We start from the raw sequence: 12598 nt of genomic DNA, 5'->3' as shown, positions 1-12598 counted from the left end.
AGGGGGCCGGATGGCCGGCGACTTCGAAGTGTTGATCACGGCCGACGAGGCTTGGCCTGCGTTCGAGCGCGCGGTTCTGGCTGCGCGCAAACATGTGGTGGCCGGTTTCCGGATCTTTGATCTGTCGACCGGGCTGCGCAGCGCCGAGGCGCGCGAGATCGGCAAGGACTGGTTCGATCTGCTGGCGCATGCCCTGCGGCGTGGGGTGCGGATCGACCTGACCGTCAGCGATTTTGACCCAGTCATGGCAACCGGTTTGCATGCCCTCAGCTGGCGCACCGTACGACAGGGTGTGGCCCTGTCCGAGGCAACGGGCGCGGGAAAGGACCTGCTGAACATCCGTGCCCACCAGCACAGCGCGCGTGCCGGGATGCTGCCGCGCCTTGCCTTTCTGCCTGCCGTCCTGCGCCGCCGCTGGGACCGGCTGCGCGAGACGACCCCGGTTGAACGCAGATTCGAGGCCGTCGGGCTGGAAAGCAGCGTCATGCCGAACCTGCACACGGTGTCCCATCACCATAAGGCGGCCGTGATCGACGACGAATGGCTGTATATCGGCGGGCTGGATCTGAACGAACGGCGCTACGACAGCCCCGATCATGATCGCCCGGCGCAGCACACCTGGTCCGACGTGCAGGTCATGCTGCGCGGTCCCGAAGCCGCGGCCGCACGCCGACATCTGGAGAGTTTCCAGGCAGTGACAGAGGGCCGCGCGGCCCCACCGCCCTGCCCCGGGCTGAAACGCACCCTGTCGGCGCCCCGACGCCTGCAGCTGCCCTATCTCTCGCCCCGCACGCTGGTGTCCGAGATCGAGGAGGCGCATCTGGCGACCTTTCGCAAGGCCCGCCACCTGATCCATATCGAGACCCAGTTCATCCGCTCAAGCCGGATCGCCGAAGCGCTGGCGGAAGCTGCCGCAAGGAATAGCGACCTGAACGCCATCATCGTCATGCCGGGCCTGCCCGAAGACGTGGCCTTCGACTCTTCCGAGAGCCTCGATGCCAAGTACGGCCTTGCCCTGCGCCAGCAGGCGGTTGCCACCCTGCGCGAGAGCTTCGGGCCAAGGCTCACTATCGCGACGCCCGTGCGCCCCATCTTGGCCGCGCGCGAGACCTGCGAGACATTGGCCGGATCGCCGCTGATCCACGTCCACAACAAGGTTCTGATCCGCGATGCGGACTCTGTCCTGATCGGGTCGGCCAATCTGAACGGGCGATCGATGCGCTGGGACACCGAACTGGCGGTGGAGATCACCCGGCCCGACCGCGTGGAAAAGGCGCGCGACCGCCTGCTGTCACACTGGTGGCATGATCCGCTTGCGCCCGAAGCCATGTCGCCAGAGACGCTCTATCCCCTGTGGCGCGACGAGATCCGCCGCAACGGGCTGCGCCGCCCCGAGAACCGGAGCGGTTTCCTGGTGCCATTCGACGCCAAGGAAGGTGCTGACTTGGCGCAGGAACTGCCCGGCGTGACCGAGGATATCGTCTGAACACGGAACGGGAGCCAGCCGTTGCGCGTTTGTGTTATGAAAGCGTGCGGTCCAACTGGCCCGCATGCCCGGACTGGCCCTGCCCGCAGGCAGGCGCTTGCCCGCCTGATTGTCACCACGTTAAAAGAGGAGGATCACGACATGATGAGAGCCAAAGGCGTGCCACATGGCACCTGGGTGCTGATCGCTGATGGAGAAAAGGCGCTGTACCTCGTCAACAAGGGCGACAAGGCGCATCTGCATCTTGTGGTCCGGGACCGCGCGGAACAGGAGAATCCCAAGGCGCAGGACTGGGCCGCCAACCGCCCCGGACGTTTCAGCGACGGCCCCGGCGACCATCGCTCGGCGGTGGATGACACCGATTGGCATGAGCTGGAAAAGGAACGTTTCGCCAAGACCATCAGCCAGGAGCTCTACAAGGCCGCCCATGCTGGCAAATTCGACCATCTCATCATCGCTGCAAGCCGTCCGGTCCTGAGCGCCCTGCGCGAGGAAATGCACGAAGAGGTCACCTCGAAACTGGTGCTGGATCTGCCCAAGGTGCTGACAAACCATCCGCTGGACGAAATCGAGACCGCGATCACCCGGGCACTGGAAGAGGCGGCCTGAAACGGAACGGAACTGCCCCTGAAGCGTTGTCATATCAGAGGCCCGGAACGGATCCGGGCAGCGAAACGCAAAGGAGATATCCGATGGACAGGGATCGCCTGGAAGGAAAATGGACCGAGATCAAGGGACGCCTGCGCGAAGCCTATGGCGTGCTTTCGGACGACGAACTGGAAGAGGCACGCGGCGACCGCGAGCAGCTTGAAGGCAAGCTGCAGCAGCGGTTGGGCCAGACCAAGGACGAGGCCCGCAAGACGCTGGACCAGATCCTTGAACAGGTTTGACGCTGAGACATCTGAACAAATACGAAAAGGCCCGCCACATTGGCGGGCCTTTTGCTGCGTTCGGTAGCGGCTCAGGCGGGTGCGAGAATTTGCGCACGGTTTTCCGCATAGCCGGACGCAGCACGGCTCAAAGCGCGGAAGATCGCGCGTTGGCGATGCGCGTAAAACAGGTGTTCAGGATGCCATTGCACGCCCATCGCAAAGGGATCGCGGCAGCGCTCGATGGCCTGCACCATGCCGTGCGTGTCACGCGCCGCGACGCGAAAGCCCTGGCCCAGCTCGTCGACCGCCTGGGTATGCAGGGCATTCACGCGCATCGGCGCCTCGCCCGACCAGGCAGCAAGGTGCGAGCCCGCTTCGACCTGGACTTCGCGCCGCGGCAGGATGGTCTTGATCGGCTGTGCCTCGGGATAAAGCGACCAGGCGTCCTGGTGCAGCGTACCGCCGGCCGCGACGTTGAGCATCTGGGCGCCGCGGCAGATGCCCAGAACAGGGATACCGCTGGCCAGCGCCTTGCGCGCGATGTCATGTTCCATCGCATCGCGGTCATGGTCCAGCCGCGCGGTTACTTCCAGCCGGGCGCCGTAAAGATCGGGCGAGATATCGTCGCCGCCACCGATAATGACGCCATCGACGCGGCCAAGATCGATGTCGGACCGCGTGGTCCAGCGCAGGGCGCGCGCCCCCGCCAACCAGAGATTCAGGCGGACAAGCGGAAAGATGCGCCACCCCGAGCGGGTCGAGGTGGTCACTGCGATCAGCGGGCGGCTCACCGAAACAGCTCCTCGCCGTTCTTGCCGATCTGCCGGGTCACTTCCTCGACCCAGAGCCCGCCGTGTCCCGCACCACGCCGCCATGCGTCGCGCAAGGCGTCATAGCGCGCTTCATCCGCCGCCAGCGCCTCGACCAGCCACCAGCGGTCCCATTCGTGCGCGATGCTCCAGTCCGGCTCGTCCAGGCGGCAATCCGGCAGGCGAAAGTGAAAGGCCGGGCGGGCGCCGCTGGCCTCTTTTCCGAAGGTTGCCGCAAACCCCTCTGGGTCATGGGCATGCAGGATCGGCAAGAGGTCCAGCCCGTAGTTCCGCCCGTTCAGGTGGGTGTGAACCAGTTGCCGGAGCACCGACAGGTCAAGGTCGTCCGCCTCCACAAGCGCATCGGTGAAATGCACCGGCCAAGGATCGACAAAGGGAAGGATGCGGCGCGACATGTCCAGCGGGCGCCATTGCCTTAACCACTGTTCCAGCAGACCATAGGCAATCACCGTCCGCAGCATGTAGGGATCGTCGTAGCCGGTGATCTCGGGATTGAAATGGATGCCGAACCCGGCAAACAGGCTATCGGAGGTGCCTTTTCCGCCAGCCTTTTGCAGGGCACCGGTCAGGTCAAGCAAGCGGTCCATCTGCTCCGGAGACAGAGGCGGTGTGACCACCTCCACCGGTACGACGGCGCGGGCCGCGTCCAGCACGCCTTCGGGCAGGAACTGGTTCCCCGGCTTCGCATACCGCGTGTCCAACTCGACGCAGATCGTTCCCAGATCGCTGTCCTCGATGGTGAACAGATGCGGCCCCTGCCGCTTGACCAGGCCGCCCAGGGTCTGAGCCACGATCTGCGCGGCATTGGCTTCATCTACTCCTGAAAATTCTATCTCGATTCCGCACCGGCGCATTTTGCCGGCAAGTGTTTTCTCTTTGGGCAGAGCACGAAACCCGCCGACACAGTTTGCGTTGTCCATGCGTGCGTAACGCGCCTTCTCCCCTGGGGGTTCCCGAAAAAACCGTCTTTCTTTGCGGGGGCATCCGCGAAACATCCGGAACCGCTGGGGGGCGCCAGGCGTTCCTTGCCTGAACAATCTCGCGTTTTCGGACCGGACGGCATTGGAAATCGCCGGCTTGGACGCACGCGAGAAGGACTGCAGGAGACGGCGCGATGACCAAGAAGCACGGCCCCTCGATCAAGGACGACGAAACCTACGACAGCCTGCGCGACAAGGGCTACGGCAAGTCGAAAGCGGCGGCGATCGCCAATGCACAGGCGAACGACAACATGACCCCGTCCCGCAAAGGCGGCAAAGCCCCACCCTACGAAGAGTGGACACGCGATGAGCTGTACGACCGGGCACAAGAGCTGGATATCGACGGGCGGTCGAAGATGACCAAATCGGAGCTGATCGACGCGCTTCGCGGCTGAAGCGGCACAGGAAATCGAAAGGAGACTATCATGGGTATTGAAATTGCAGGTCTGGGCGGATTGATCCTGTTGGGCCTTGCGGTCTGGGCAATCGTCAACATCGTCAATTCCAGCGCAAGCACGGGCGGCAAGGTCCTGTGGACTCTGTTCGTGCTGCTCCTGCCGCTGCTGGGCTTCATCGTCTGGCTGATCGCCGGACCGCGGTCGGCGCGCCGCCTGGCCTGATTGGTGGCAGATCGGACAAGAAAAAACGCCCGCGCAGAGGCTGCGCGGGCGTTTTTGATGTGTGGGATCAATCGGTATCGACCACCGCGCCTGTGCGCCCGTCGATCTGTGTTTCCGCGCCTTCCGGCGCATCCGCGGTCACGGTGACGTAGACCAGAAGACCTGCCAGCAGGACCACCGCGACGGCTCCCGCGGTGCCGATGCCCATCAAGGCGGGGCGATGGCGGCGCTTTTGTCTTTCGGTGTTCGTGTCAGGTGCGGACATATTGCTTCCTCCAATAGTTCTTCCTGTAGGAAACGCGCACCGTACGACCTGTGTTCCGCCACCCGTGATCCGGAACTTTTGCGGGCACGGGTCGTTGTCTGACTAACCAATGAATGAGGAGGCTCAGATGACTGACTCGCTAAAGGTTATTCCGACCGAAGACTCCGTTTCCACCGGGGTCCGCAACACTGAATCCCTGGCAAGTGGCCTGTCGGACGTGCTTGCCGACACCTACCGGCTACTGTTCAAGACGCATGCCATTCACTGGAACGTCGAGGGGCCGCTGTTCTTTTCCGTGCACAACCTGACCGAAGAACAGTACCAGGATCTCTTTGCCGCCGCCGACGATCTGGCAGAGCGGGTCCGCGCCCTTGGGCATCTTGCCCCGGCGCGCCTGGACGACGTGACCAAGAGATCGCGGGTCGAAGACCTGTCCGCCGAGGCCACGACCGCCGCCATGATCGAGGACCTCGCCCATGATCACGAGAAGCTGGCACATCGGCTGCATGCGCTGATCGCACTGGCCGGCACGCACCGCGACCCGGTGACGGAAGACCTGGCAACCGCCCGCAGCGCCTTTCACGAAAAGGCTGCTTGGATGTTGCGCGCCCTGGCCAAAAGCTGACGCCTCCCGCCCGCGAAAAAAAAAGGCCCGCCAAAATTGGCGGGCCTTTTTCTTGTTCGCCTCGTTGGGCTTGTCAGCGGATCAAAGTCTCTGTCGAGGCAAAGAACAGCGCCTGGCTGACAGCGGACCGCACCTGGTTCTCGGAATAGGGTTTGGAGATCAGGAAGGCCGGTTCCGGCCCCTCGCCCGTCAACAACCGTTCCGGGAAGGCGGTGATAAAGATCACGGGGCGGTCGCCGTCCCGCGCAAGGATCTGGTTGACCGCGTCGACCCCGCTGGAGTCGTCCGCCAGCTGGATGTCCGACAGGATTAGGTCCGGGGCATCGCTGCCGGCAAGATCCAGAGCCGCGGCCTCGGTGCGTGCGACACCGGTGACGCGGTGCCCCATGTCCATCACGATGCTTTCCAGGTCCATCGCGATCACCGCCTCGTCCTCGATGATCATGATCTTGCCGGAAATCGCGTCGCGCATTTCAAGGAAGGCCGTGTCGACATATTGTCCCGCCTCCTCTGCCGAGACCTGCATGATCTGGGCAACCTCTTCGATCGGGAACTCCTCGATCGTGTGCAGCAAGAGCGCCTCGCGCGTGTTTTCCGTCAAACGCGACAGATGTTTCTGCGCTCGCGCCGCCAGCCCGGTTTCGCCGCTGTCCTCGACCGGCATGCCCGAGGACATCCAGATCGCGTGGAACACACGGAACAGGGCCACCTTGTCGGTTACGCCGGAATCGTACAGCTCGGGGTCGTTCAGAATGGCCTCAAGCGTTGCGGCGGCATAGCGGTCGCCGCTGTCCTGGCGCCCTGTCAGCGCGCGGGCGTAGCGGCGCAGGTAGGGAAGGTTACCGCCGATTGCGGTTGTCATGTCCGAAGATGACTGAGCCGTCATGCTTGTTGCTCCAATTATTAGTGCTACCTTTGGAACCGAACGCATGCTGCAACGTTTTGGTTCCATAGTGAGGCGTTGCGAGATCCAAAGATGACAAAACACATGACGCGAAAACAGCTTAATTCAAGAGTCGTCGAGGAAATCGACAGGAACTTGAGGCAGGCCTTCGATGACATGGCTGAACAGCCTGTGCCCGATCGGTTCACCGATCTGCTGGCGCAATTGAAGGCCGCCGAGGAGAAAAAGAACAGCGGGGACCAGCAAGATGCGTGACCCCCGCGAGGAACTGACCGATCATATCGGCTCGTTGCGCGCCTTTGCGCTGTCGCTGACCCGGAACTCTGCCACGGCGGACGACCTGGTGCAGGAGACGCTGGTCAAGGCATGGACGAATATCGACAGCTTTCAGCAGGGCACCAACATGCGCGCCTGGCTGTTCACGATCCTGCGCAACACGTTCTATTCGCTGCGGCGCAAGCGCAAACGTGAGGTTGAGGACGCCGATGGCACGATGAGCGAGGGCCTTGCGACCAAGCCTGACCACGATGGACGTCTGAACCTGCGTGATTTCAAGGTGGCCTTCGACCAGTTGCCCGACACCCAGCGTGAAGCGCTGGTGCTGATCGGCGCCCAGGGCCTGGCCTATGAAGAGGCGGCAGAGGTCTGCGGCGTGGCCGTGGGCACGATCAAGAGCCGCGTCGGCCGCGCCCGCGCCCGATTGGCCGAATTGATGGAGTTGTCCGAGGAAGAAAGCCTCGAGATCACGGATTCCGTCACACAGGGCGTTGTAGGGTCTCGCCCCGCTGCCTGATCCGCTGTGTCAGCTCACGCCACTCGGCCCGCCTTGCGCGGGCCGTTTTTTGGTTTCAGGCCTCGGCCCGCGCCCCCACGCGCGAGCGGTGCGGACCAAAGGCGCAGGCCAGCGCCAGGATCATCCCCGACACCGTGGCAATCATCCCCGCAGCGCTGACGGCATTGTCACCGCCCAGCCAGAGCGGCCCATAGCCTGCCAGAACATACCCCAGCACCGCAGAGAGCACCGCGAACAGCACCGACCACCAGACCTGGCGTTCAAGCCCGTTTGTCATCAATCGCGCCGCGGCGGGCGGGCAGATGAACATGGCGATCACGATGATCGAGCCGACCGCGTCAAAAGCCGCAACAGCGGCCACCGCCGCCGTGATGACCAGCCCCATGCCGATCACACCCACCGGCAAGCCCAATGCCTGGGCAAAGCCCTCGTCGAAGGTCGAGATCTTCAGCCAGCGCCAGAAGACCAGCGTCAGCAGGATCACACCCACGCAGACCACCGCGATGCGCGGCAGTTCCTCGGGCACACCGGCCAGGGCCCAGGGGTCGAGCAGCGAAGACCAATCCGTCGCACGCAACCAGACCAGCGATTCAAGGTTGCCCATCAGCGCGTGTTCCACGTCCAGGTGGACGCTGGAGGTGTCGCTTTGTTCCAGCAGCAGCACCCCGCCCGCGAAAAGCGTGGTAAAGGTCACACCCATCGCCGCGCCCGGTTCAATCCGGCCCAGCCGTTTGATCGCCTCGATCAGCACCACGGCCACGACGGCGGCCCCGGCCGCGCCCAGCAGCATCGGAATCGCGGCCACGACGCCAGTCAGCAGAAAGGCCACCACGATCCCCGGCAGGACGACATGGCTGATGGCATCGCCGATCAGCGCCTGCCGCCGCAGGATCAGGAAGTTTCCCGGCAAGGCACAGGCGACAGAGGCCAGCACGCCGATCAGCATCGGCGTCAGCGAGAACATGACAAATTCGCTGCCCATCACAGCCCCTCCCCTATGGCACGCGGACCTCCGATGCGGCGGTCGAACTCGGCAATCTCGTCGGGGGCAAAGATCTCTTCAATCGGAGTCAGCCCGTCGTACCGACCAGTCAGCCCGGTGTCCTGGTGGATTTCGCGCGCCACGTCCCAGCGGCGCTCGTCACGGGCGATCTTGGCCGCCTGTGCGCGCCCGGTTTCCGTGGCCACGCCATCGGCACGGATCAGCCCCTCGCTCCGCAGGACCCGCAGGGTCAGCTCGTCGTGGATCGGCTCCTGCCGCGCCAGCGCCAGCAGCCCTTGCCGCCGGTGCACCTTGCGCTGGAATCGCCGGTGCCGGAACACCGCCGCCGCCACGCCCCGCGCGGGTGCCAGGAACAGCGACAGCAGGAACAACACGGCGGCGACCAGCACGATGATCGGCCCGGTGGGCAGATCCGGCGCCGAGGCCGAAAGCGCTGCGCCAAGGTAGCCCGACACACCGCCAATGCCACCCGCGTACCAGATCAGCGACTGGCTGCGTTCGGTCCAGAACCGTGCTGTGACCGGCGGGATGATCAGCATTGCGACAATCAGGATCAGCCCGACGATCTTGAGCCCGATCACCGTGACCGCCATGACCAGCGCCATCATCAGCCGGTCGATCCCCGGCACGTTCACACCGTTTGCCGCCGCGTATTCCGCGTCGAAGGCCACCAGCGTCATTGGACGGCGCATCACCCAGGTCGCCAGAACCGCCAGCGATCCGCCCACGGCAATCACGATGGCATCCTGGAACAGCATCCCCGCGGTCGACCCCAGCAGAAAACTCTCCAGTCCCGCCTGGCGGCCGGAACTCATGGTCTGGATCACGGTCAGAACGACGATCCCCAGCCCGAAGAAGACCGAGAGCACCGCACCAATGGCGGCGTCCTCGCTCAGCCGCGTCCGCCTGGTCACCCATTCCACGGCCAGAAGGCCGATCCCGGCGGTCACGGCAGAGCCGGCCAGAAGGCCCAGCAGGTTGCGCCCGTCTCCGCCCAGCCAGACCATCGCGATGAAGGCCAGGCCGACGCCGGGCAACGTGGCATGGGCGACGGCATCGGACACCAGCGCGCGCTTGCGCAGGAAAAGAAATGTCCCGGCGGCCCCCGCCGCGAAGCCCAGCAAGGCCGCGCCCACGGCGACCAGCGCCGCATTGTAGCCCGCCTGCAGAAACAGCGCCTCGATCAACGGTGTCACGCCCCCTCCACCAGATTCAGCTGGTCGATATGCGTGGCGGCAAGCCGCCCGCCATAGGTGGCGTTCAGCGTCTCGCCGTTGAAGGTGGTCGCAACAGGCCCCTCGGCGATCCGGCGCACGTTGATCATGAAGACATTGTCGAAATAGTCGCGCACCGTGGCCAGGTCGTGATGGACGCAGACCACCGCCTTGCCCTCGGCCTTGAGCGATTTAAGCACGTCGATGATCGCCCGTTCGGTCGCGGCATCCACCCCGGCAAAGGGTTCGTCCAGCAAGTAGAGATCCGCATCCTGAGCCAGCGCACGGGCCAGAAAGACCCGTTGTTGCTGGCCGCCGGACAGCTGTCCGATCTGGCGATCGGAAAAACTGGCCATGCCGACCCGGTCAAGACAGGACAGTGCCCGCGCCTTCAGCGCGCCGGTCAGCCGCCCCAGCAGGCCGACCTGCCGGTACAGGCCCATCATCACCACGTCGATCACCGTGGTCGGGAAATCCCAGTCGACGCTGGCGCGCTGGGGAACATAGGCGATACGCCCGCGCACCGCATCGAGCGGCTGGCCAAAGACGCTGACCTCGCCCGATAGCCGCGGGATCACGCCCAGCGCGGCCTTGAGCAAGGTGGACTTGCCCGCCCCGTTCGGCCCGATGATCGCCGTCATCTGGCCCGCCGGAAAGGCGGCATCGACGGAAAAGACCGCCGGTTTCTCACCGTAGGACACGGTCAGCCCGCGCAGGCTGAGGGCGGCATCGGGGCGCGCCTGCGCCGCCGCCTGTCCGCCGGATGCGGCCAAGGTTACAGAAGGTTCGCTCATCCGTTCAACAGTCCTTTCATGCCGTCCTGCGGCACGTCACCGCCCAGGGCGCCGGCAATGGTGGTCGCATTGTGGTCGAGCATCCCGATATAGGTGCCGACGTAGGTCCCCGGCTCTCCCATCGCGTCCGAGAACAGCTCGCCCCCGATGACAACCTTGTGCCCCTTGGCGGCGGCGCCTTCGATCAGCGCGCGGATATTGCGGTCGGAGACCGAGCTTTCGACAAAGACCGCGCCGATCTGGCGATCCACCAGAACATCCACGAGATCGGCGATCCGGCGCAGCCCGGCCTCGGATTCGGTCGAGATGCCCTGGATGCCCATGACCTCGAACCCGTAGGCCTGCCCGAAATAGTTGAAGGCGTCATGCGCCGTTACCAGCACGCGGCTTTCCTCGGGGACGCTGGCAAGGATACCGGCGGCATAGGTGGACAGCTCGTCCAGCTCTGCCAGATGCGCGGCGGCGTTGGCGGCAAAGACCTCGGCACTGTCGGGACGCGCGGCGCTCAGCGCGTCGCGCACGTTTTCCACGACGTGTTTCCACAGATCCGGCACCATCCAGACGTGCGGATCGAACTTGTCCTCGTAATCATCATGGCCCAACAGCAGGTCACGAGGCAGAGTCTCGGCCACAGCATAGGTGGTGCCGCGCTCGCCCAGATCCTGCAGGAACTCTTCCATCTGCGCCTCGAGGTAGAGACCGTGCCAGAGCACGACATCCGCGCGCGCCATCGCCACGATGTCGCTGCGGGTCTGGCGATAGCTGTGCGGATCGACACCCGGCCCCATCAGGCCACGGACCTCGACAAGATCGCCCCCAACCTGCCGCGCGGCATCGGCAATCATACCGGTGGTCGCCACGACAGTTGCCACACCCTGCGCCGCCACACCCGTGGCCGACAGGGCCAGCGGCAAGGTCGCCAGTCCGGCAAGAAGCTCTCGCTTGGTCAAAGTCACTGTGTACCTCCTCGATACGGTCCCCGGCCATGCGTCCACCCGGGCTGTCTACATGCGAGATATAGTGCGACTAATTCGCAAGAGTCAATGAAAGTGAGAATTATTCGCAACTAGGGACGCTGAAATCCTGTGACAGGAGACAAGAACGCCCGGTTTTTCAGCAAGTCCGATGTTGATGGCATAGGCTATGAAAGGCGTCTGCAGGCTTGAGCGGTGCCCGCCCCCGTGTCAGCCTGACGCCCTGTTCCGAACCCGCAGGAGGGGCGCATGGCAACGGAGCTTTCGCATATCCGACACTACCCCGAACTGGACGGCAAGACACTGCTGGTCTGCGTCGGTGCCATGAAGTGCGCGACAAGCTGGCTGCACGCCTACATGGGCGAACTGGAGGGCGTGACGCCCTCCCCGCTCAAGGAATTGCACTTCTTCAGCCGGAATTTTCCCGAAAACGCCCTAAGTGACATGGACCTTCTGGCCATCCGTCGATTGACGCTGCTCCTGTCGCAAGAGGGTCACCCGGCAGAGCACCTGACCTCCTCACCCATGATCCAGGCGGCGCTGGACCGGGTGCAGATGATCTATGACGACAACGCCTATTTCGGCCACATGGCCCGGATCAGCACCCCGCAGACACGGGTGATTTGCGATGTCACCCCGGCCTACTCTGTCCTGGGGACGGCAGGCTTTGCCCACATGCGGGCCTTTTGCGCCACGCAGGGCGTCCGGCTGAAACTGCTGTTCGTCATGCGTGACCCGGTCGCGCGGCTCTGGTCACAGTTGCGGCACATGCAGCAGCAGGGCCTGACCGAGGACGCGACACAGGCCTGGGCCGACGCCCTTGCCGCCCCGGCGATCATGGCACGGGGCGACTATCAGGCCACCGTCACGGCGCTGGACGACTGTTTCGCGCCCGAGGACTTGCTGTTCCTCTTCTACGAGGATCTTGCCGAGGGCGATGCCCTGCCCCGGCTCTGCGACTTTCTGGGTGTTTCATGGCGGCCAGCTGGGCCCCGGCTGCGCCGGAACGCGACCAGCGTCGGGACCGCCCTGCCCGGGGAGGCGCGCAAGGCCTTTACCGCGGCGCTGGCCCCGCAATACGCCTTTTGCCGCGCGCGGTTCGGCGGTTTCCTGCCTGACCAGTGGCAAGGTTAACCTGACTGCCCAAGGCTTGGCGCATGGGGGATACTGGCAGATACACCGCTGACACCGGTGCAGCCCTGAGATGTGCTTGACCAGTGTTCCCGCCCCTCGGTTCG

General features: G+C 64.4%; 17 protein-coding genes. 9 read left to right on the top strand and 8 right to left on the bottom strand.

Annotated features, from left to right (window positions below):
* Positions 1 to 10: 10 nt before the first annotated feature.
* The 3 genes from KZZ07_RS13625 (at position 11) to KZZ07_RS13615 (ending at position 2376) form a co-directional block, all read left to right on the top strand.
* Entirely contained in the window at positions 11 to 1486 is a 1476-nt protein-coding gene (locus KZZ07_RS13625) for a phospholipase D family protein (RefSeq protein ID WP_219514829.1), read from the top strand.
* Positions 1487 to 1627: 141 nt separating this feature from the next.
* Complete coding sequence (locus tag KZZ07_RS13620; RefSeq protein WP_219514828.1) at positions 1628 to 2095, top strand: baeRF12 domain-containing protein; 468 nt, start codon at positions 1628 to 1630, stop codon at positions 2093 to 2095.
* Positions 2096 to 2178: 83 nt separating this feature from the next.
* Positions 2179 to 2376, top strand: coding sequence for a CsbD family protein (locus tag KZZ07_RS13615; protein ID WP_219514827.1), 198 nt, complete (start codon positions 2179 to 2181; stop codon positions 2374 to 2376).
* A gap of 71 nt (positions 2377 to 2447) precedes the next feature.
* On the opposite strand, the gene KZZ07_RS13610 is transcribed toward KZZ07_RS13615, so the two are convergent.
* Positions 2448 to 3149: a gamma-glutamyl-gamma-aminobutyrate hydrolase family protein gene (locus tag KZZ07_RS13610; RefSeq protein WP_219514825.1), complete on the bottom strand. Its 702-nt coding sequence runs from the start codon at positions 3147 to 3149 to the stop codon at positions 2448 to 2450.
* The gene (locus KZZ07_RS13605) at positions 3146 to 4042 is read right to left on the bottom strand and encodes an amidoligase family protein (RefSeq protein ID WP_219514823.1); all 897 of its coding nucleotides are present in this window, start codon (positions 4040 to 4042) and stop codon (positions 3146 to 3148) included. The genes KZZ07_RS13610 and KZZ07_RS13605 overlap by 4 nt, the downstream gene beginning before the upstream one ends.
* A gap of 260 nt (positions 4043 to 4302) precedes the next feature.
* Between KZZ07_RS13605 and KZZ07_RS13600 the strand changes: the two genes are divergently transcribed.
* Both KZZ07_RS13600 and KZZ07_RS13595 read left to right on the top strand, forming a co-directional pair.
* Complete coding sequence (locus tag KZZ07_RS13600) at positions 4303 to 4563, top strand: DUF7218 family protein (protein WP_219514822.1); 261 nt, start codon at positions 4303 to 4305, stop codon at positions 4561 to 4563.
* 36 nt (positions 4564 to 4599) lie between these two features.
* Positions 4600 to 4788 (top strand): PLDc N-terminal domain-containing protein, encoded by a 189-nt coding sequence (locus KZZ07_RS13595; protein WP_370631168.1) that lies wholly within the window; start codon positions 4600 to 4602, stop codon positions 4786 to 4788.
* Positions 4789 to 4855: 67 nt separating this feature from the next.
* Here the strand turns inward: KZZ07_RS13595 and KZZ07_RS13590 are convergent, their stop codons facing one another.
* The gene (locus KZZ07_RS13590; protein WP_219514820.1) at positions 4856 to 5053 is read right to left on the bottom strand and encodes a hypothetical protein; all 198 of its coding nucleotides are present in this window, start codon (positions 5051 to 5053) and stop codon (positions 4856 to 4858) included.
* Between the two features lie 127 nt (positions 5054 to 5180).
* Here KZZ07_RS13590 and KZZ07_RS13585 point away from each other — a divergent pair, with 127 nt between their 5' ends.
* Complete coding sequence (locus tag KZZ07_RS13585; RefSeq protein ID WP_219514819.1) at positions 5181 to 5678, top strand: Dps family protein; 498 nt, start codon at positions 5181 to 5183, stop codon at positions 5676 to 5678.
* Between the two features lie 73 nt (positions 5679 to 5751).
* Here KZZ07_RS13585 and KZZ07_RS13580 read toward each other — a convergent pair whose 3' ends face one another.
* The gene (locus KZZ07_RS13580) at positions 5752 to 6564 is read right to left on the bottom strand and encodes a response regulator (protein ID WP_219514818.1); all 813 of its coding nucleotides are present in this window, start codon (positions 6562 to 6564) and stop codon (positions 5752 to 5754) included.
* A gap of 90 nt (positions 6565 to 6654) precedes the next feature.
* On the opposite strand from KZZ07_RS13580, the gene KZZ07_RS13575 reads away from it, so the two are divergent.
* Positions 6655 to 6837, top strand: a complete 183-nt coding sequence (locus tag KZZ07_RS13575) for a NepR family anti-sigma factor (protein ID WP_255564342.1) — start codon at positions 6655 to 6657, stop codon at positions 6835 to 6837.
* Positions 6830 to 7375: an RNA polymerase sigma factor gene (locus tag KZZ07_RS13570; protein WP_219514817.1), complete on the top strand. Its 546-nt coding sequence runs from the start codon at positions 6830 to 6832 to the stop codon at positions 7373 to 7375. The genes KZZ07_RS13575 and KZZ07_RS13570 overlap by 8 nt, the downstream gene beginning before the upstream one ends.
* Positions 7376 to 7430: 55 nt before the next feature.
* Here the strand turns inward: KZZ07_RS13570 and KZZ07_RS13565 are convergent, their stop codons facing one another.
* The 4 genes from KZZ07_RS13565 to KZZ07_RS13550 are packed head-to-tail and all read right to left on the bottom strand — an operon-like array spanning position 7431 to position 11342.
* The gene (locus KZZ07_RS13565) at positions 7431 to 8360 is read right to left on the bottom strand and encodes a metal ABC transporter permease (RefSeq protein WP_370631158.1); all 930 of its coding nucleotides are present in this window, start codon (positions 8358 to 8360) and stop codon (positions 7431 to 7433) included.
* Positions 8357 to 9574, bottom strand: coding sequence for a metal ABC transporter permease (locus KZZ07_RS13560; protein ID WP_219514814.1), 1218 nt, complete (start codon positions 9572 to 9574; stop codon positions 8357 to 8359). Before KZZ07_RS13560 ends, KZZ07_RS13565 begins: the two co-directional genes overlap by 4 nt.
* On the bottom strand, positions 9571 to 10386 hold the full coding sequence (locus KZZ07_RS13555; protein WP_219514811.1) for a metal ABC transporter ATP-binding protein: 816 nt from the start codon (positions 10384 to 10386) through the stop codon (positions 9571 to 9573). The genes KZZ07_RS13560 and KZZ07_RS13555 overlap by 4 nt, the downstream gene beginning before the upstream one ends.
* The gene (locus KZZ07_RS13550) at positions 10383 to 11342 is read right to left on the bottom strand and encodes a metal ABC transporter solute-binding protein, Zn/Mn family (RefSeq protein ID WP_370631157.1); all 960 of its coding nucleotides are present in this window, start codon (positions 11340 to 11342) and stop codon (positions 10383 to 10385) included. Before KZZ07_RS13550 ends, KZZ07_RS13555 begins: the two co-directional genes overlap by 4 nt.
* 267 nt (positions 11343 to 11609) lie before the next feature.
* On the opposite strand from KZZ07_RS13550, the gene KZZ07_RS13545 reads away from it, so the two are divergent.
* Positions 11610 to 12494 (top strand): sulfotransferase, encoded by an 885-nt coding sequence (locus KZZ07_RS13545; protein ID WP_219514809.1) that lies wholly within the window; start codon positions 11610 to 11612, stop codon positions 12492 to 12494.
* Positions 12495 to 12598: the final 104 nt, after the last annotated feature.

The organism is Mameliella sp. CS4, from assembly GCF_019392335.1.
GTDB lineage: Bacteria > Pseudomonadota > Alphaproteobacteria > Rhodobacterales > Rhodobacteraceae > Antarctobacter.
The sequence above is the reverse complement of the archived record's forward strand: the minus strand, read 5'-3'. Positions and strand labels throughout refer to the sequence as shown.